16 protein-coding genes are annotated in these 17,522 nt (G+C 67.9%); 10 read left to right on the forward strand and 6 right to left on the reverse strand.

What is annotated here, in order from left to right:
* Positions 1 to 3: 3 nt before the first annotated feature.
* On the reverse strand, positions 4 to 1,224 hold the full coding sequence (locus ABT392_RS19435; protein ID WP_395384870.1) for an SPFH domain-containing protein: 1,221 nt from the start codon (positions 1,222 to 1,224) through the stop codon (positions 4 to 6).
* A gap of 232 nt (positions 1,225 to 1,456) precedes the next feature.
* Here ABT392_RS19435 and ABT392_RS19440 point away from each other — a divergent pair, with 232 nt between their 5' ends.
* The 3 genes from ABT392_RS19440 to ABT392_RS19450 are packed head-to-tail and all read left to right on the forward strand — an operon-like array spanning position 1,457 to position 5,676.
* Positions 1,457 to 2,155 carry a response regulator gene (locus ABT392_RS19440; protein ID WP_395384869.1) on the forward strand — a complete coding sequence of 233 codons (699 nt, stop codon included), beginning with the start codon at positions 1,457 to 1,459 and terminating at the stop codon, positions 2,153 to 2,155.
* On the forward strand, positions 2,152 to 4,218 hold the full coding sequence (locus tag ABT392_RS19445) for a sensor histidine kinase (RefSeq protein ID WP_395384868.1): 2,067 nt from the start codon (positions 2,152 to 2,154) through the stop codon (positions 4,216 to 4,218). Before ABT392_RS19440 ends, ABT392_RS19445 begins: the two co-directional genes overlap by 4 nt.
* A 27-nt stretch (positions 4,219 to 4,245) precedes the next feature.
* Positions 4,246 to 5,676 carry a wax ester/triacylglycerol synthase family O-acyltransferase gene (locus ABT392_RS19450; protein WP_395384867.1) on the forward strand — a complete coding sequence of 477 codons (1,431 nt, stop codon included), beginning with the start codon at positions 4,246 to 4,248 and terminating at the stop codon, positions 5,674 to 5,676.
* A 13-nt stretch (positions 5,677 to 5,689) separates the two neighbouring features.
* Here the strand turns inward: ABT392_RS19450 and ABT392_RS19455 are convergent, their stop codons facing one another.
* Entirely contained in the window at positions 5,690 to 6,115 is a 426-nt protein-coding gene (locus ABT392_RS19455) for a hypothetical protein (RefSeq protein ID WP_334279816.1), read from the reverse strand.
* 148 nt (positions 6,116 to 6,263) lie between these two features.
* On the opposite strand from ABT392_RS19455, the gene ABT392_RS19460 reads away from it, so the two are divergent.
* The gene (locus tag ABT392_RS19460; protein ID WP_395384866.1) at positions 6,264 to 6,740 is read left to right on the forward strand and encodes a DUF1203 domain-containing protein; all 477 of its coding nucleotides are present in this window, start codon (positions 6,264 to 6,266) and stop codon (positions 6,738 to 6,740) included.
* Positions 6,741 to 6,889: 149 nt separating this feature from the next.
* Here the strand turns inward: ABT392_RS19460 and ABT392_RS19465 are convergent, their stop codons facing one another.
* The 4 genes from ABT392_RS19465 to modA are packed head-to-tail and all read right to left on the reverse strand — an operon-like array spanning position 6,890 to position 9,874.
* Entirely contained in the window at positions 6,890 to 7,735 is an 846-nt protein-coding gene (locus tag ABT392_RS19465; protein ID WP_395384865.1) for a TOBE domain-containing protein, read from the reverse strand.
* On the reverse strand, positions 7,732 to 8,418 hold the full coding sequence (locus tag ABT392_RS19470; RefSeq protein WP_395384864.1) for an ABC transporter ATP-binding protein: 687 nt from the start codon (positions 8,416 to 8,418) through the stop codon (positions 7,732 to 7,734). Before ABT392_RS19470 ends, ABT392_RS19465 begins: the two co-directional genes overlap by 4 nt.
* Positions 8,415 to 9,098 (reverse strand): molybdate ABC transporter permease subunit, encoded by a 684-nt coding sequence (gene modB, locus ABT392_RS19475; protein WP_395384863.1) that lies wholly within the window; start codon positions 9,096 to 9,098, stop codon positions 8,415 to 8,417. Before modB ends, ABT392_RS19470 begins: the two co-directional genes overlap by 4 nt.
* 5 nt (positions 9,099 to 9,103) lie before the next feature.
* A complete protein-coding gene (gene modA / locus ABT392_RS19480) occupies positions 9,104 to 9,874 on the reverse strand; it encodes a molybdate ABC transporter substrate-binding protein (RefSeq protein WP_334279821.1) in 771 nt (256 codons plus the stop codon).
* A 112-nt stretch (positions 9,875 to 9,986) separates the two neighbouring features.
* On the opposite strand from modA, the gene ABT392_RS19485 reads away from it, so the two are divergent.
* From ABT392_RS19485 to ABT392_RS19510, 6 genes are all read left to right on the forward strand, one after another.
* Positions 9,987 to 10,790 (forward strand): lipase family alpha/beta hydrolase, encoded by an 804-nt coding sequence (locus tag ABT392_RS19485; RefSeq protein WP_395384862.1) that lies wholly within the window; start codon positions 9,987 to 9,989, stop codon positions 10,788 to 10,790.
* Positions 10,791 to 10,919: 129 nt separating this feature from the next.
* Positions 10,920 to 13,082, forward strand: a complete 2,163-nt coding sequence (locus ABT392_RS19490) for a helicase-related protein (RefSeq protein WP_464970848.1) — start codon at positions 10,920 to 10,922, stop codon at positions 13,080 to 13,082.
* A gap of 93 nt (positions 13,083 to 13,175) precedes the next feature.
* On the forward strand, positions 13,176 to 15,014 hold the full coding sequence (locus ABT392_RS19495; protein WP_334279824.1) for a methyl-accepting chemotaxis protein: 1,839 nt from the start codon (positions 13,176 to 13,178) through the stop codon (positions 15,012 to 15,014).
* A gap of 359 nt (positions 15,015 to 15,373) precedes the next feature.
* Positions 15,374 to 16,480: a 6-carboxytetrahydropterin synthase gene (locus ABT392_RS19500; RefSeq protein ID WP_395384859.1), complete on the forward strand. Its 1,107-nt coding sequence runs from the start codon at positions 15,374 to 15,376 to the stop codon at positions 16,478 to 16,480.
* A gap of 10 nt (positions 16,481 to 16,490) precedes the next feature.
* Positions 16,491 to 17,126, forward strand: coding sequence for a 7-carboxy-7-deazaguanine synthase (gene queE, locus ABT392_RS19505; RefSeq protein ID WP_395384858.1), 636 nt, complete (start codon positions 16,491 to 16,493; stop codon positions 17,124 to 17,126).
* A gap of 6 nt (positions 17,127 to 17,132) precedes the next feature.
* The gene (locus tag ABT392_RS19510; protein WP_395384857.1) at positions 17,133 to 17,468 is read left to right on the forward strand and encodes a nucleotide pyrophosphohydrolase; all 336 of its coding nucleotides are present in this window, start codon (positions 17,133 to 17,135) and stop codon (positions 17,466 to 17,468) included.
* Positions 17,469 to 17,522: the final 54 nt, after the last annotated feature.

Raw genomic sequence — 17,522 nt, forward strand, 5'->3', positions numbered from 1 at the left:
TGCTTACTCCTTGCCTTCTTCCGATTGCGCCGCCGGCTTGCCGGCACCCAGCAATGCGTTGCCGATGAAGCCCCCGGCAGCCGGAGGCGCGGCGATGATCACTTGCACCTTGTCCGAAAGCTTGTCAGCCATGGTCTTCTGCACCAGCAGAGGATGCTTTGACAGCAGCGCGCCCTCGGTGGCCATCTGCTGCGCATTGACCTTGCCCAGCTGGGCGATGCGGTAGGCCTCGGCATCGGCGAGCTTCTGGCGTGCCTGCGCTTCGCCCTCGGCCTCGATGCGGCGGGCTTGCGCTTCGCCTTCGGCCACCCTGATGCGCGAGGCGCTTTGCGCCTTGGCTTCCAGCTCGCGCTGCTCGATCTGGCGCTGCTTGAAGGGGATGACATGCTTCATCGCCTCTTCCTGCGCCTTGGCGGCCAGCACCTGCTCGCGGCCGGCTGCTTCGGCGGCGATTTCGCGGCGTACCTTGTCGGCAGCGGCTTCCAGCTCGCTTTGCTTGACCTGCTTGTCCTTCAACTCCAGCGTGTAGCGCATCTTCTCGGCCGACAGGCCCTCGGCCAGCAGCGCGTCCATGCCGCGGCGGTAGTCGGCCGGCAGGTCGACCTTGCCGATCTGCACGCTGCGCAAGAGGATGCCGTCAGACGCCAGCTTCACGCGCAGCTCGGCTTCCATCTGCTGCTGCAGCTCGGCGCGCTGGCTGGAGAAGATCTCGCGCACGGTGCGCTTGGCCACCAGTCGGTAGGCCACACCTTGCAAGGCCGGCTCGACCAGGTCGCGCTCGATGTTGTCGGGCAGGCTGCGGGCCAGTTGCGCCAGGCGGTTCGGGTCGATGCCATAGCGCACGGTCAGGTCCAGGCCCAGAGACAGGCCTTCGACCGATTGCAAGGGCGCCGAGCCATCAGCGCGGCTCATGTTGGTGGCGCGGTAGCTGAGGTCGTGCAGCGGCAGGCCGCGCACCTCATGCACGCCGGGCAAGGCCAGGATGCGGCCGTCGGTCCAGACCGTGGCCGCGCCGGTGAAGAGATTGCTGCGCACGGCCGCTTCGCCGCGCTGCACGGTGTAGAGCGGCGGATGGCTGACGAACAGGTAGCCCGCCGTACCGATGGCGCCGGCCACCAGCAGGGTGCCCAGCACGCGGCCATTCACGGCCGCCATGCCCGACATTGCTGGCATGGCGTTGCGGATCGCCTGGGGCAGGGCCTTGAGTCTTTGCATCAGTTCCATCGCGCTTCTCCTTGGGGTTGGCGATGGCTGCATGATTCGGCGCCCGGGCAGGAAGCAACAAGGCGGCGCGCGGGTGAGTCTCTTCCGGGGCTCGGAAGAAAGCTTCACAGGCCGGGCTGCGACCGGCTCCCATAATCCACCGCATGACCTTGAGCCCCCACGATCGCGGCCTTGCCGCTTCTCTGCCCCCCGAGGGGGCGCATGCCGCTCTTGGGGCGGCCCGGCGAGCGTCATGAGCAACAAAGTCGCCGTCATCGAAGACGACCGCCCCACCAGCGACCAGCTGGTCGGCTGGATACGCGCCGCCCGGCCGGAGCTGCAGGTCGACCAGTGGTTCACCCGGGACGAAGCCGAGGCAGCGCTTGCGACCGGCGGCTACGACATGGTGCTGCTGGACATCGAGCTCGGCCGCGAGCGGCATGCCGGCGTGGCCTTGATCAACGCGATCAACAAGCTGCAGCAGGGCACGCCAGTGCTGGTGGTGTCCGCCATGCCGGCCGCGATCTACCGCGGCATCATGAAGGCGCTCGACGCCTGGGACTATCTGCAGAAGACGGCCTTCGATGAAGCCGAGTTCATCGAGACTTTTCTGGACATGCTGCGCGCCGCCCGGGCCCGCCGCCCGGCCGCTTCCTCGGCGCCCGTGGAGGCCGAGCTGACGCTGGACCCGCTGTGGCAACGCTCGGCCATGTGGCGCGGCCAGCGCATCAACCTGCCGCTCACGGCCCAGCGCATCCTCGCCACCCTGCACCAGCGGCGCGGCGAAGTGGTCAGCTACGACGAGCTGTTCGAGGTGGTGAAGAGCGGCCGCAACAAGGACAACGTGTGCAAGCATGTGAGCACGATCCGCGACGCGTTTCGCGATGTCGACCCGGCGTTTGACGGCATCGAGAACGTGCCGATGCGCGGCTTCCGCTGGACCGGCCGATGAGACTGCCGGCGCTCGACGAGGTGCCGCGCCTGGGCCTGGCGGCCTTTCGCAGCCGCATCGTTTTCCACGGCGTGTTTCTGCTGCTGGCTGCCGCCACGCTGGCGCTGGCGGTCTCGCTCTTGCTGGAAGAAAAGCAGCGCAGCTATCAGCGCTACGAGCAGGGCTTCAAGCGCTCGCTCGGCGAGATCACGGCGCAACTGCGCCACCCGACCGGCCAGCTGGCGCTCCTGAACCCGGGCTTCCAGGGCAGGCGGCCGATCACGCCGCTGCTGCTGCCCTTCTCGGCCATCGATTTCGATGACCCGACCAAGGCGCAGCGCGCGGTCGAGATGTCGGGCTGCACCTTGCAGTTCAGCGATGGCGCCAGCCTGTGCGTGGCCGTGGGCAGCAAGGCGGCGGCCGGTGCCTTCATCTATCTCGTGGGCAGCCTGGACGCCGGTCCGCTGGTCGGGCGTGAGCACGGCGCCTCGGCACTGGCCGGCCTGCATCGCGCACGCATCACGGTGAAGCTGCCCGGTGGCAGCGAGCAGTGGATCGCGCCCTTCGAAGCGATGGCAAGCGGCGGCGAAGGCCAGCTCGGGCGGCTCACCGGCTTCCTCGGTGGCACGGATGAGCTGCCGGTCCGCGCAAGGCCGACGCGCGACTTTCGCGGCTGGCTGTGGCGCGAAGGGCCTTGCCTGAGGAACACGAACGGCGCCGATTGCCCGCGCCGCACGCTGTACTCGATCCGTCTGCCGGTCGAGGCCTTTCGCAACGCGCTGTTCCGGCAGCCCGCGCCGACCTGGCCGCCGGCCGAGCTGGACCGCATCGAAGTGCGCATGGAGATGCTGGCGCCGAACGGCGCCGCGCCCTTGTTCGACAGTGACGCCGGCACGCTCCTGCCGCCGGTCTCGCTGAACAGCGTGGGCCAATCGCTGCAGCCGGGCGAGACCTTGACCATCACCCGCGATGGCCGGCCGGTGACGACGCTGCGCGGCTCGGCCGACCCGGCCGAGATTCCTTCGCCCTGGTTGACCCGGCTGATCCGCCGGCTGCCGGTGCAGGTGCAGGCGCCGGCGCTGCTAGCCGAAGACAGCGTGGTGACACCGCTGGGCCGCTACGAGCTCGCCTTGCGGGGCGATTGGCGCAGCCTGGACCGCTCCCTGAGCGCCAGCGCGGCGCGCGCCTCGTGGCTGGTGGGTGCGATGCTGGCGGCCATCGCCCTGGCCTGGTTGATCATCGAGCTCGGGCTGATGCGCCGGGTGGCACGGCTCACCAGGCGGGCGGCAGCGGTGTCGTACGAAGTGCAGCATCCGCAGGTCGAACAACGCCTGGGCAGGCTCGATGTGTCGGACCTGCGCGGCAGCGATGAAGTGGGCATCCTGGCCGGCTCCTTGTCCGACCTGCTGGAGCGCACGCGCGACGGCATCCGTCGCGAGCATCTGCGCGCCGAGCATGAGCGCGACATGTGGCATGCGGTGGGGCACGAGATCATGTCGCCCCTGCAATCGCTGATGGCACTGCATGGCTCACCAGAAGATGCCAGCCACCGCTATCTGCAACGCATGCAGCAGGCGGTGCGGGTGCTCTACGGCGCCGCATCGCCGAGCGAGGCGATTGCCTCGGCCCAGCTCGCCCCGGGCCGCCTGGACATCGACCAGTTCCTGCAGGAAGTGGCCGCCAATGCGGCCTTCGCCGACATTGCCGATGTGCGTTACGAGGCGCACGGCACGCCGCTATGGGCGCGGGCCGATGCCTATTCGCTGGAAGACGTGATCACGCACCTGCTGCGCAATGCCGACCGCTACCGGCCTGTCGGTACACCGATCAGTATCACGGCCGGGGAAGCCGAGGGCCAGGTCTTGCTGACGGTCCACAACCAGGGGCCGGCCATCGACGAGCACCTGCTGGACAAGATCTTCGAGTACGGCGTCTCCGACCAGCCCGAAGCTCAGGGTGGCGAGCGTCGTGGCCAGGGGCTGTTCGTGGCCAGGAGCTATCTGGCCAAGATGGACGGCAGCGTCAATGCGCGCAATGTGGCGGACGGCGTGATCTTCGAGCTCAGGATGCGGCGCAGCAGTTAGCATCAAGCCAGCGCTGGAGGACAAGCGATGGCAATCAAGCAATTGGCCGGGCTCGACGCGAGCTTTCTGTTCCTGGAGACGGCCGAGATGCCCATGCATGTGGGCGCGCTGCACGTCCTCGAACTTCCGGCAGGCTTCAAGGGCAGCTTCCTGGAAGCACTGCGCAAGCACATGCGCACGCGCATGCCGCATCTGCCCGCGCTCAGGCGCCGCCTCGCGGCCGTGGGCCTGAATGTGGTGAACCCGGCCTGGGTCGATGCCGAGCCTGATCTTGAACAGCACATCGTGCCCGTGGCACTGCCCGCCGGCAGCGGCATGGTGGCGCTTGAAGAAGCGGTGGCCCGCCTGCATCCGCAACTGCTGCCGCGCGAGCGCCCGCTGTGGAAATTCCACGTCTTCGAAGGCCTGGCGCCGTCGCCCGACGATGGCGCCACCCGCGTGGCGCTCTACACGCAGCTGCACCATGCGGCGGTGGACGGCCAGGCGGCGGTAGCGCTGGCCGCGGTGATCCTGGACCTCACGCCGGTGCCGCGCGACATGCCGGCCAAGCCACCGCGCAAACGCCATGAGCCGGGCACGCTCAGCCTCTTGCGTGGCGCCCTGCTGCACCAGGCCAAGCAGTACATGAACGCCGCGCGGGCACTGCCTGGCGCCATCGGCACACTCGGTGGTTCAGCGGGCGACGCGGCAGGCGCGCTGCTGGGCCTCTTGCGCGGCAAGAGTGCCTCGGCCAGCCCCTTGAAGCTGGCGCCACGCACGCGGCTGAACCGCAGCATCACGGCCGGGCGCAGCTTTGCCACGGTGAGCCTGCCGTTGGCCGAGCTGCATCGGCTTCGCAAGGTCCATGGCGCGAGCTTGAACGACGCGGTGCTCTTCCTCTGCGGCACAGCGCTGCGCCGGCTCTTCCTGGATTGGCATGAGCTGCCGAAGAAGCCGCTGGTCGCGGCCGTGCCGGTCTCCACGCGCGCCGCCGGCGACACGGCGTCGAACAACCAGGCCACCATGAGCACGGTCACCCTGGGCACGCACATCGCCGACCCGCAAAAGCGCCTGGCCCATGTGCTGGCTGCGTCCGGCGCGATGAAGAGCTCGCTCGGCACCTTGAAGGACCTGATGCCGCTGGACTTCCCGTCGCTGGGCCTGCCCTGGCTGATGGAGGGCGCGGCCAGGCTCTATGGCGCAGCCAGCATGGCCGAGAAGCTGCCGGCGCTGGCCAACGTGGCGATCTCCAATGTGCCTGGCCCGCAGGTGGTGCTGTATCTCGCCGGTGCCCGCATGATCACGAACTACCCGACCTCGATCGCGGTGCACGGCATGACGCTCAACATCACGGTGCAGACCTACGGCGACTCGCTCGAGTTCGGCCTGATGGCCTGCAGCGATTCGCTGCCCGAGACGGCCACGCTGGCCGCCTATCTGCGCGAGGCGCTGGAGGAGTGGCGGGGCATGTCGGCCTGATCGGCCCACCGCATCACTTGGCCCAGTTGATGCTGCCGCCCCAGGGCAGGGGCAGGAACTTGTAGGGGTTCATTTCGACCAGGGTGCGGGCCAGGCGGTCGCGCCGGTCGTACTGCAGCTGCACCATGGTCTTGTCATCGCGGTAGATGCGGCAGACCCGGTTGCGCACCGGCACCTCGGCATAGACCAAGGTGCCACTGCTGCATTGCATCAGGAAGCGCGGCTTGGATCTGGCGCAGTCGTCCGGCGTCAGGAGCCGGGCGGGCAGATCGCGCCGCTGCAAGGCCGCCAGCGCCGCGTCCGGCGTCGAAAACTCCAGCTTGTTGGCCGTCACCAGCTGGTCCACCGCTTCGTATTCCTCCGTGCACGCCCCGCGCGTGAACAGGGGCGGCAGCAATGCAATCCAGACAAGGGCGACGAAAGCGAGGAGTTTTTTCATCAGTCTGCGGTCAGGCTCGAGCTTGTCGGTCAAAGGAAGTTCGATGTTAGCGAATTGCGTGTCCGGAAACGGCACGACCCAAGCCCGTTCGTGCGATGAAATCCTCAGCATGAACCCTCACCCCAGGGCCCCGTGACCCAACGAGACGATGACGACGACGATGAAACTCACCGTGCGAGGAATTCCAGGCGCGCATGCGCAGGCGCTGCGCAGCGGCGGACCTGACGCCAACGGCCAGGCCGCGCTGCAGCAGCTGGCCGAAGGCCAAGGCAACCCCTGCCGACATTGCCTGCAGCTGATAGCGCCGGGCGAGGAAATGCTGGTGCTGGCCTATCGGCCTTTTGATCAGCTACAGCCCTATGCCGAGCTGGGCCCGATCTTTCTGCACAGCAAGGCTTGTGAGCGCCACGACAGCGATGCTCTGCCAAAGTGGTTCGAGCACCTGCAGCCGGCCCTGATCCGCGGCTACGGCAATGACGACAGGATTCGCTACGAGACCGGTCAGGTCGTCCCGGGCGCGGAACTCGGCCAGGCCTGCCGGCAGATACTCGCCGACCCCGCCGTGGCTTATGTCCACATCCGCTCGAAGTTCAACTGCTTCCAGTGCCGGGTGGAGCGCGGCTAGGCCTGTGACGCCAGCCCGCCGATTTGCCGGCGTGTTGCCGTTGGGCGGGCGCCAGCAGGCGGCATGCCAGCGCAATCAGCTATTCAACTGAAGCCGCATGCAAGCATGACAGTCACCGGCTCGTGCGTGCAGGCCTCTTGAACAGGGCTTCAGGCGAGCACGGCCAGCACCACGTCCGTTGCCTTGACCAGGGCGGTCACTGCCACGCCGGGTGCCAGGCCCAGCTGCTGGACGCTGGACTGGGTGATGGTGGCAACCAGGCGAGTGCCGCCGGCCAGGGCCACGTCAACTTCGGCATTGACCGCGCCGGGTCGCAGCTGCTCAACGGTGCCAGACAGCTGGTTGCGGGCCGAGACCTTGAAGCCGTCCAGGCCCGTGGCGATCAGGACGTTGGACGAGGGGATCAAGGCCATGGCCGACAGCCCGGTCTGCAGGCCCAGTGCAAGGCTGCTCTCCTGGGGCACGATGGCCACCAGGCGCTGGCCGCCGGGCAGTTCGAGCTCCACCTCGTCGTTGACCGCGCCTTCGCGCACCGCGCGCACTGTGCCGTTGAACTGGTTGCGGGCGCTGGTCTTCATGTTGATCACATCCAGGAGGGAGAACTCGCGGCCCAGGTCGGTGGCGGCGGCCTCCACGAGGCCCAGGAAGCGCTGGTGCACCGCGTCGATCTGCTCATAGCGCTGCACCAGGCGCAGGCCCCGTTCGGTCAGGCGGGTGGAACCGCCGCCGCGGCCGCCGGTGCTGCGCTCCACCAGGGGCTCGTCGGCCACGCGGTTCATCGCGTCGATGGCGTCCCAGGCCGCCTTGTAGCTCATGCCATAGGCCTTGGCGGCATGGGTGATCGAGCCCTGCTCGGCGACGGCGCGCAAGAGGGCGATGCGGCCCGGGCCGCCGAGGTTTTGGTCGCCGGACCTGATCCAGATCGAGCCACCAAGGCTCAGGCGGCCTGCGCCCTGGCTGCTGGCGGCTTGGCTCTTGTTCTTCTTCTCGGTCATGTGCTGGCTGTCGATGGTTGGACGGTCGGCGCGACGACACGACCCTGCGCCAGCTCGACCACCTCGTCGGCCAGCGCGCGCACATCGTCTTCCTCGTGGGTGATCAGCAGCAACGGTATCTGCAGTTGCGCCTGCAGGTCGACCAGCTCGTCGCGCAGGCTGCGGCGCAGCCGCTGGTCCAGCGCGGCGAAAGGCTCGTCCAGCAGCAGCGCGGCCGGCGCGCTGACGAGGGCCCGGGCCAGGGCGGCGCGCTGGCGCTGGCCGCCCGAGACTTGCGACGGCTTCTGGTCGGCCACCGCGCCCAGGCCAAAGCGCTCCAGCCATTGCTCGGCCAGCGGGTCTCGGACATCGCGCGGCGGATTGCGCCAGCCGCGCCAGCGGGCGAAGGCAATGTTCTGCCGCAGGCTCAGGTGCGGGAACAGCGCATAGTCCTGGAACACGCAGCCCAGGCCTCGCTGCTGCGGGCCGAGGTCCTGCCCGCTTGCGCTGTCGAACAGGGTCTTGCCCGCCACGGCGATGCGGCCGGCATCTGGCCGCTGCACACCGGCAATCATCTTCAAGGTCTGGCTCTTGCCGGCGCCCGAGGGGCCGAACAGCGCCAGCCTGGGCGCGTCGCTGTGCAGGTTCAAAACCAGGTCGAAGCTGCCGCTCAGGTGCTTCTCGATCTCGATCAGCCAGTTCATCGCTGCTGCCCCCGCTGCGGCAGGGAGCTGCGCATGAGGCGGCTCGAGCTCAGCAGCACGGCCATGCAGGTGATCGAGGTCAGCGCCACCAGCAGATCGGCCTGGTAGTCCTGCCCGGCCTGCACCGCTTCATAGACGGCGATCGACAAGGTCTGCGTCTTGCCGGCAATGCTGCCGGCCACCATCAGGGTGGCACCGAACTCGCCCAGCGCGCGCGCAAACGCCAGCAGCAGGCCGGCCAGGATGCCGTGCCAGGCCAGGGGCAGGCTGACGCGGAAGAACACGGCCGCATTGCCAAGCCCCAAGGTGCGCGCGCTGTCCTGCTGGTCGGCATCGACCATCTCGAAGGCCGCCCGCGCGGCCTTGAACACCAGCGGGAACGACACCACGGTCGCCGCGATCACCGCCGCCTGCCAGGTGAAGATCAAGCGGATGCCGAAGGTCTGCATCAGCCAGGCGCCCAGTGGCCCCTGCGAGCCCAGCAGCACCAGCAGGTAGTAGCCCAGGACCGTGGGCGGCATCACCATGGGCAGGGTCAGGGCGGCATCCAGCAGCTCGCGGCCCCACCACCGCCGGCGTGCCAGCAAGTAGGCCACGCCGACGCCAAGGAACAGGTTGATCAGGGTCGCCCAGCCCGCCACCTTGAGGCTCAGAGCGAGTGCGGTCCAGGCGCCGTCCATGGGGATCAGGGCGCGGCGAAGCCGTGTTTGAGCAACACGGTGCGCGCGGCCGGCGTGAGCAGAAACTCGACAAAGGCCCGGGCCAGCGCAGGCTGCGTGCTCGCAGCGACCGGCGCGGCCGGGTAGAGCACCGGCTTGCGCGTGGGCACGGTGAACGCGGCTCGGCGCACCTTGTCGGGCAGCAGCGCGGCATCGGTGGCATAGACGAAACCGGCGTCCACCTCGGAGCGGGCCACGTAGTCCAGCGCCTGGCGCACATTGCTGGCGCCGATCATCTTGGGCTCGATGGCCGACCACAGGCCAGCCATCTGCAAGGCCTCCTGTGTGTAGCGGCCCACCGGCACGCTCGCGGGCAGGCCGATGGCGATGCGGGCATAAGCCGGCTGGGCCAGGTCGGCGAGCGCCTTGGGGTGCAGGGCGCTTGCGGCCGGCAGTATCAGCACCAGCTCGTTGCGGGCGAAGTCGCGGCGCTGGCTGGCGGTGATCAGCTGCTGCGCCTGGGCCCGGTCCATCGTCTCCTGGTCGGCGGTGGCCAGCACATCGGCCGGCGCACCCTTGGCGATCTGCTGCAGGAGCGCGCCCGAGGCGCCAAAGTTGAACTGCAGCCTGTGGCCCGGCTGGCTGGCCTCGAACAGCGGCGCGATTTCGCGCAGGGCTTGGGTCAGGCTGGCGGCGGCCGAGACCGTCAGTTCGGCCGCATTGGCGGCGCCAGCGCCCAAGGCACTGAGCGAGATCAGCAGGGACAGGGCGCATCGGCGCAGTTCCAGCAAGGGCATCGCGGCTCCATGTTTCGATATATACGAATATATACGACGCTCGGCCGACACCCCTCGTTACTAGGGCAAGCGCCCAAGACCGATGCAAGGCGGCGGCGCTAGGATGCCGTCCATGCCCCAGAAACAAGCCCGCCGCAGCGCCGCCGCTGCCGCAGCGCCCGGCAGCTCAGATGACGAGCTGCGCGCCCCCAATGCCTGGCTGATGCTTCTCGAGGGCCGCGCGCCCTGGGAGTTCGCCGCCCTGATGGCCGCCTCGCCCTGGTTGCGCAAGCTGCCCCGGGGCGACGGCCATCCGGTCATCGTCTTCCCTGGCCTCGGTGCCAACGACTTCACCACCCTTGCCCTGCGCCGCTTTCTGGACGAGCTGGGCTATGTCACCCACCCCTGGGGCCATGGCTTCAATTTCGGCCCGCGCGAGGGCGTGCTGGAGCACTGCACGGCCAAGGTGAAGCGCCTGTTCCGCGATCACGCCCGGCCGGTCAGCCTGATCGGCTGGAGCCTGGGCGGCATCTATGCCCGCGAGCTGGCCAAAGAGCTGCCCGACCATGTCAGGCATGTGATCACTCTGGGCACGCCATTCACCGGGCATCCGCGCGCGACGAATGCCTGGCGCCTCTTCGAGCTGGTCAGCGGGCAAAGGGTGCAGGACCATGAGCTGCTGGAAGAAATTCGCCGCACGCCGCCGGTGCCCACCACATCGATCTATTCCAAGACCGATGGCGTGGTCGCCTGGCAATGCAGCGTGATGGCGCCCGGCCCCTTGAGCGAAAACATCGAGGTCCAGGCCAGCCATTGCGGCATGGGCATGAATCCCTTGGCGCTGTATGCGGTGGCCGACCGCCTGGCCCAGCCCGAAGGGCAATGGCAGCGCTTCGACACCACGGGCGTGCGCAGCTGGTTCTATCGCAGCAGCTGATTCGCTTGTTCGCTTCGGCTGGGCCCAGCGCAGACCCACGGGCCGGCGCTGGGCCTGTGTTCCACTTGGCAGGTGTCCGAAGTCAATTCCTCCCCCAATTCCTCCCCTGACGCCGCCGCACCCGCGCCGGTGCTGCCCAATCCCCGCCACCTGAAGCGCCTGCCACCCGAGCTCACGTCCGAGCAATGGCAGGAGATCCGCCAGGCCGCCTACCAGCTGCCCCACGTGCTGACGCCAGCCGACCTGGACGAGGGCCAGGACGCCGACAGCCTGGGCCTGGTGCAGATCTCCAAGGCTGCAGCCGGCGGCCGGCCGAGCCGCTGGATCGCGCCGGCCCTGATCAAGGTGGCGCTGCGTCATCTCGAGGCGCTCGGCACCGGCCCGACCCTGCGGGCCCTGATGCAGCAGCGCAGCAGCCAGCTCGAAGCGCTGGGCCTGCGCCGCGCCGGCCTGCAGTGGCTGCGCCTGTGCAAGCAGCCGCTGCTCGACGGCCGGCTCACGGTGGCCTATCAGCTGCAGCTGCCGGACAGCAGCGCCCTCTGGGATTTCTATCGCGACGGCGATCTGGCCGCACTAGAGCGCGCGCTCGGCCCGGCGCCGGGCTACGCCGATGCGGATGCCCTGCAATCGCATCTCGCGCAATTGCTGGAGCGCAGCGCCTCGGGCCATCCGGAACAGATCGACTCGCTCCTGCCGCGCCTGCAGGCCGAATGCGCCACGCCGCAAGCGCTGCCGGCCCTGCTCGCCGCCTGCACCCGCGCCCAGGACCGCTGGGAACAGCGGGTCGCCGAGATCAACACCTTGCAGAAGCTGGAGCGCCAGCTCGCCTTCCAGGGCTACCCGGACAGCTTCGAGCTCGCGCGCAATATGCAGCGCACGGTGACGCTCTATGTCGGCGCGCCCAACAGCGGCAAGACCCATGCGGCCTTCGAGAAGCTGGCCGCCGCCCATGACGGCGCCTACCTCGCGCCGCTGCGCCTGCTGGCGCTCGAGGGCCGCGACCGCCTGGTGGCGCGCGGCGTGCCCTGCTCGCTTCTGACCGGCGAAGAGAACGTGCCGGCCGACAACGCCCGCGTCGTCTCGTCCACCATCGAGATGGTCGATACCGGCCGGCCCATCGATGTGGCCGTGGTCGACGAGGCGCAGATGCTGTTCGACAACTACCGCGGCTGGGCATGGACGCAGGCCATCGTGGCCGTGCCGGCCAATGAGCTGATCATCATCTGCTCGGCCTATGCGGTGCCGGCCATCGAGAACCTGCTGGGTCTGTGCGGCGAGCGCTGCACGGTGCGGCAATTCGAACGCAAGCAGGAGGTGCAGCTGCTGCCCGCACCGGTGCCGATGACGGGGCTAAAAAAGGGCGACGCCGTCGTTGCCTTCAGCCGCCGCGAGGTGCTGATGCTGCGCGACCAGGTGTCGGCGGCCGGCCATCCGGTCTCGGTGATCTACGGCGCCTTGCCGCCGGAGGTGCGCCGGCGCGAAGCCGAGCGATTTGCCGTCGGCGCCAGCGACGTGCTGGTGGCGACGGACGCCATCGGCATGGGCTTGAACCTGCCGATCCGACGCGTGCTGTTCAGCACCCTCACCAAGTTCGACGGCGTGGGCGACCGCTCCCTGAGCGTCTCCGAAGTGCACCAGATCGCCGGCCGCGCCGGCCGTTACGGCATGCATGACGAAGGTTTCGTCGGCGTGCTGCGTGAGGCCGAAGCCAGCGCCGGCAAGACGCTGCGCGAGCTCTTGCCCAAGCAGCCGCGCGCGCCGCGCGACTTCAAGGCAGCGGTGGCACCCAACTGGTGGCATGTGCAGACCATTGCGAGCAGCCTGGGCTTCAACAAGCTCGAGGCGGTGCTCAAGGTCTTCATGGACCGGCTGCGCCTGGACGATGCCCATTTCGCCGTGGCCGAGCTGGAGCAGATGCTGCAGCTGGCAGAAGGCCTGGACCGCGCCGCGCCGCAACTGCCGCTGAAGGCTCGCTTCATCTACGCCCAGGCACCGGTGGACAGCCGCACCGACAGCCAGGTGCAGGAATTCCTCGACTGGGCGCAGCGCCACGCGCTGGCCGGCGAGGTCGGCGCGCCCTGGTTCCTGGACGATGTGGACGAGCACAGCCGGCTGGACCGCATGGAGCAGGCCTTGCGCAGCTGCACCCTGTGGCTCTGGCTGGACCTGCGCTTCCCGGGCATCTACGGCCACCTGGCGGCCGTGGTCGATCTGCGCAACCGGCTCAACGATGGCATCGAGCGCCAGTTGAAGGGCAAGAAGCCGCTGTACCAGGCGCGCGGGCGACGCTGACCGCCCCGACCTAGGCATCCGCCCTAGCGACAGCCGGCCCGCCCAGGCGTAAGGTGCAATGCATCGATACGCAATCTGAAGCGGAGACCAAGCATGAGCATGAATTTCGACAAGCCGGGCAGCGGCAGCGCGCCCGCACCCGCACTGAGCCTCAAGGGCCTGGGTGTGGCAGGTCGGCTGTGGATATCGGTGGCGGCCGTGATTGTTTCCCTGATCGGCCTGATCGGCTTCTCTTCGATCCGGACCAGCAATCTCAATGCCGAGGCCGCCGCCATCGACCTGCAGATGGGCGCCAAGCGCGCCGCCGCCGAGCGCTGGGCCAGCATGACCACCACCAATGTGACCCGCGTGCAGGCCGCCGCCATCAGCACCGATCCGGCGGTGGACGCCCTGTTCAAGGACGAGATTGCCGCCACGATCGCCAAGATCAGCGAGGTGCAGAAGGCCATCGAAGGCATGGAGCTGACCGACAAGGACAAGTCCTTGATGGCCCGCATCGCCGACGAGCGCAAGCTGGTGCTGTCCTCCCTGGCCAAGAGCCGCGAGCTCAAGGCCGCCGGCAAGGCGGATGAAGCCGGCAACGAAGTGCGGCAGACTTTCAACCCGGCCGTGGCGGTCTATCTGAAGTCGCTGGCCGACTTCGCTGCCCAGCAGACCACGCAGAAGGAGGCCGCCGACGCCGAGCTGGCCGAGCGCCGCAAGGTCACGCTGCGTGTGGCCATGCTGGTGGTGGTCGTCATCGTGGGCAGCTTGCTGGCCGGTGCAGTCTGGCTGGTTCGCTCGATCAAGCAGCCACTGAGCGAAGCCCTCGTGCTGGCCAACCACATTGCCGAGGGCGATCTGTCGGCCTCGACCAGCATGCAGCGCAGCGATGAGTTCGGCCAGCTGCTGGATGCGCTGAACCGCATGGCCAGCCAGCTGCGCAAGGTGGTGGGCGATGTGCGGGTGGGCGTCGAATCGGTGTCCACCGCCTCGGCCGAGATCGCCACAGGCAACCACGACCTCAGCGCCCGCACCGAGCAGACGGCCTCCAGCCTGCAGCAGACGGCCAGCTCGATGGAAGAGATCACGGCCACGGTGTCGCAGTCGGCTGACACGGCCCGCCAGGCCAACCAGCTGGCGGCCTCGGCGGCTGAAGCCGCCGCCCGCGGTGGCTCGGTGGTCGAACAGGTGGTGGGCAATATGGAGCAGATCACGGCCAGCTCCAAGCGCATCTCGGACATCATCAGCGTGATCGACGGCATCGCCTTCCAGACCAATATCCTCGCGCTGAACGCTGCCGTGGAAGCGGCCCGTGCCGGCGAGCAGGGCCGAGGTTTTGCCGTGGTGGCCAGCGAAGTGCGCAGCCTGGCCCAGCGCTCGGCGGAAGCGGCCAAGGAGATCAAGGGCCTGATCAATGCCTCGGTCGAGCGGGTCGAATCCGGCGCCGCCCTGGTCAACCAGACCGGCACGGTGATGCAGGAAATCGTGGCCAGTGTCGGCCGCGTGAGCGACATGATCGGCGAGATCGCCGCCTCGGCCACCGAGCAGCGCGACGGCATTGCCCAGGTCAATGTGGCCGTGACCGGCCTCGACCAGATGACGCAGCAGAACGCCGCGCTGGTGGAACAGAGCGCGGCAGCCGCGTCCTCGCTGCGTGAACAGGCACAGCGCCTGGCCGAGGTGGTTTCCGTGTTCCGCACCGGCACCGGCTCCTCCAGCGCCTTGAAGGCGGCCCTGGCCAAACCGGCTGGCGGGCTCAAGCCAGCCACCGTCAGCAAGCCGCCCGTGGCCGCACCCCGCGCTGCCAGCCCGAAGCCTGCCGCCACTGCAGCCAAGCCCCTGGCCAAGCCGGCCGGCAAGGTGATTGCACCGCCGCCCGGCCCACCGCCCAGTGCTTCGCCGAAGCCAGCGCCCGCACCTGCCAACGACGGCGACTGGGAAACCTTCTGAAGCCGCTGTCAATGCACAAGCCTGTGCAGAGTTCTTGAACAAGTACAGGCTTATCCACAGGCCAGCGGCTCCGGACGGACTTGTTGTCGGTTCGTCCCGCCGCTCCCAGGCCCTCGGCGCACAGGCTTTGGAGTGAGCTAAAGCCTTGTCAGACAAGGCTCAAATGAGCTTATCCACAGCAGGGGGCGCCCTCTACTACGACCACCAATCTGAAAAACAATATCGTCATTGAATAAGAGAGTTCTTCTGCCGTGTGCACAAACCACAGGGCCGCAGGCCGGTTTGGCCGGTCCCAGGCTGCCATGTCACACTGCTGAGCTGCCAGCCGCCACCGAGGAGGCTGGGCTTGTTGTCCCTGCATGAACACCGCCACGCTTTACGCCGCTTCCGCCGGCTTTGAATCCGCCTGCCAGATCCCGATGCTGGCCCTGAACCATCGCAGCCATGGGCTGCATGGCCACAGCTATTTCGCGACCGTGCGGGCCCAGCTGCCAGCCGGCTGGGCCCCATTCCCCGGTGGCGAGGTCGAAGAGCTGCGCCGCCGCCTGGAGGCCTGCGTGGCACCGCTGGACCATGCGCTGCTGAACCGGGTGGTTGAACAGCCCACCGACGAGAACATCGCCCGCTGGATACGCGAGCGTCTGCAGGCCGAGTTCGATGTGCAGGGCATCCAGCAGATCGGTGTTCAGAGCACCCAGCATTCGGGCGTCGATCTGGATGCCTCGGGCCAGGCCCATGTCTGGCGGCGCTATCGTTTTCAAGCGGCACATCAGCTGCCCAATGTGCCCCTGGGCCACAAATGCGGCCGCATGCATGGCCACGGCTTCGAGGTCATCCTGCATGCCAACCAGGACCTGGGCGAACGCGACCTGAGCATCGACTACGACCACCTGGACGAGATCTGGGCGCCCCTGCACATGGTCTTGAACTACCAGTGCCTGAACCAGATCGAAGGTCTGCACAACCCGACCAGCGAAGTGATCTCGGCCTGGCTGTGGCAACGCATCAAGCCGCAGCTTCCTGAGCTGTCCTGGGTGACCGTCTATGAAACCGGCAGCTGCGGTGCCAATTTCGATGGCCGCAACTACCGGATCTGGAAAGAGCTGACGCTGGACAGCGCCATCCAGTTGAAGCGGGCGCCCGAGGGCCATGTCTTGCGCGGGATCCATGGCCACACCTACACGCTGCGCCTGCATCTCGGAGCCGAGCTCGATGAAGTGGCCGGCTGGACCGTGGACTTTGGCGACGTGAAGACCTTGTTCGATCCGATCTTCAAGGCCATCGATCACCGTCCGCTGTTCGAGATTGCCGATCTGCCCGATGGCGATGCCGCCAGCCTGTCGGCCTGGGTGCTGGCCAAGGGCCGCGTGGTGTTGCCGCACCTGGACCGTGTCGACATGTATGAAACCCGTGGCTCTGGCGCCATCGTCAGCGCTGTCGGCATCGATGAGCTGATCCCGGTGTGAGGCGTTGAACATGACTTATGCCGTGAAGGAAATGTTCTACACACTGCAGGGCGAGGGTGCGCAAGCCGGCCGTGCCGCCGTGTTCTGCCGCTTCGCCGGCTGCAACCTGTGGACGGGCCGCGAGCAGGACCGCACCACAGCGGTCTGCAACTTCTGCGACACCGATTTCGTCGGCACCGATGGGCAGGGCGGCGGCAAGTTCGTCACGGCTGCAGAGCTGGCAGCCGCAGTGGCCGCCTTGTGGCCCAAGGGCCAGCCTGGCAAGCCCTATGTGGTCTGTACCGGCGGCGAGCCCCTTTTGCAGCTCGATGAGCCCTTGATCGAGGCCTTCCATGGCCATGGATTCGAAGTCGCCGTTGAGACCAATGGCACGCAGCCAGCGCCGGCCGGCCTGGACTGGATCTGTGTCAGCCCCAAGGCCGACGCGGAGCTGGTGCTCAAGAGTGGGCACGAGTTGAAGCTGGTCTATCCGCAGCCCCTGGCGCCGCCCCAGCGCTTCGAGTCGCTCGCCTTCCAGAATTTCTTCCTGCAGCCGATGGATTCGATTCTGCAGAAGCAGCACACGCGTGAAGCGGTGGATTACTGCATGGCGCATCCGCAATGGCGGCTCTCGATGCAAATGCACAAGATCGTGGGCATTGACTGAATGAGCATGGGCACCAGCAACTTGCCGCTGGACATTGCAGGCCTTCAGAGCCGCCTGCGCGCCTTCGCCGCGGCGCGGCAATGGGAGCCCTACCAGACGCCCAAGAATCTCGCCATGGCAATGGTGGTGGAGGCGGCCGAGCTGGTCGAGATCTTCCAGTGGCTCACCCCCGAGGAAAGCGCGGCGATAGCGAGCGACGCGGCCCGGCACCAGCACCTGGGTGAGGAGATCGCCGACGTGATGCTCTACCTCCTGCAGATCGCCGACCACAGCGGTGTGGACATTGCAGCGGCCGTGGAGGCCAAGCTGGTCAAGAACGGCTTGAAGTACCCGGCACCCTGAATTTGCAGCGAGCGCCTGAGCAGGTTCAGTGATGCCATGAGAAAAGGCCCGGGG

The sequence above is a fragment of the Paucibacter sp. JuS9 genome (assembly GCF_044043925.2).
Lineage (GTDB): Bacteria > Pseudomonadota > Gammaproteobacteria > Burkholderiales > Burkholderiaceae_C > JAUASW01.

Bases quoted from the DNA above. Each gene is read 5' to 3' on its own strand.
- ABT392_RS19435 (WP_395384870.1), bottom strand. From the start codon at position 1,224: ATGGAACTGATGCAAAGACTCAAGGCCCTGCCCCAGGCGATCCGCAAC.
- ABT392_RS19440 (WP_395384869.1), top strand. From the start codon at position 1,457: ATGAGCAACAAAGTCGCCGTCATCGAAGACGACCGCCCCACCAGCGAC.
- ABT392_RS19445 (WP_395384868.1), top strand. From the start codon at position 2,152: ATGAGACTGCCGGCGCTCGACGAGGTGCCGCGCCTGGGCCTGGCGGCC.
- ABT392_RS19450 (WP_395384867.1), top strand. From the start codon at position 4,246: ATGGCAATCAAGCAATTGGCCGGGCTCGACGCGAGCTTTCTGTTCCTG.
- ABT392_RS19455 (WP_334279816.1), bottom strand. From the start codon at position 6,115: ATGAAAAAACTCCTCGCTTTCGTCGCCCTTGTCTGGATTGCATTGCTG.
- ABT392_RS19460 (WP_395384866.1), top strand. From the start codon at position 6,264: ATGACGACGACGATGAAACTCACCGTGCGAGGAATTCCAGGCGCGCAT.
- ABT392_RS19465 (WP_395384865.1), bottom strand. From the start codon at position 7,735: ATGACCGAGAAGAAGAACAAGAGCCAAGCCGCCAGCAGCCAGGGCGCA.
- ABT392_RS19470 (WP_395384864.1), bottom strand. From the start codon at position 8,418: ATGAACTGGCTGATCGAGATCGAGAAGCACCTGAGCGGCAGCTTCGAC.
- modB (WP_395384863.1), bottom strand. From the start codon at position 9,098: ATGGACGGCGCCTGGACCGCACTCGCTCTGAGCCTCAAGGTGGCGGGC.
- modA (WP_334279821.1), bottom strand. From the start codon at position 9,874: ATGCCCTTGCTGGAACTGCGCCGATGCGCCCTGTCCCTGCTGATCTCG.
- ABT392_RS19485 (WP_395384862.1), top strand. From the start codon at position 9,987: ATGCCCCAGAAACAAGCCCGCCGCAGCGCCGCCGCTGCCGCAGCGCCC.
- ABT392_RS19495 (WP_334279824.1), top strand. From the start codon at position 13,176: ATGAGCATGAATTTCGACAAGCCGGGCAGCGGCAGCGCGCCCGCACCC.
- ABT392_RS19500 (WP_395384859.1), top strand. From the start codon at position 15,374: ATGAACACCGCCACGCTTTACGCCGCTTCCGCCGGCTTTGAATCCGCC.
- queE (WP_395384858.1), top strand. From the start codon at position 16,491: ATGACTTATGCCGTGAAGGAAATGTTCTACACACTGCAGGGCGAGGGT.
- ABT392_RS19510 (WP_395384857.1), top strand. From the start codon at position 17,133: ATGGGCACCAGCAACTTGCCGCTGGACATTGCAGGCCTTCAGAGCCGC.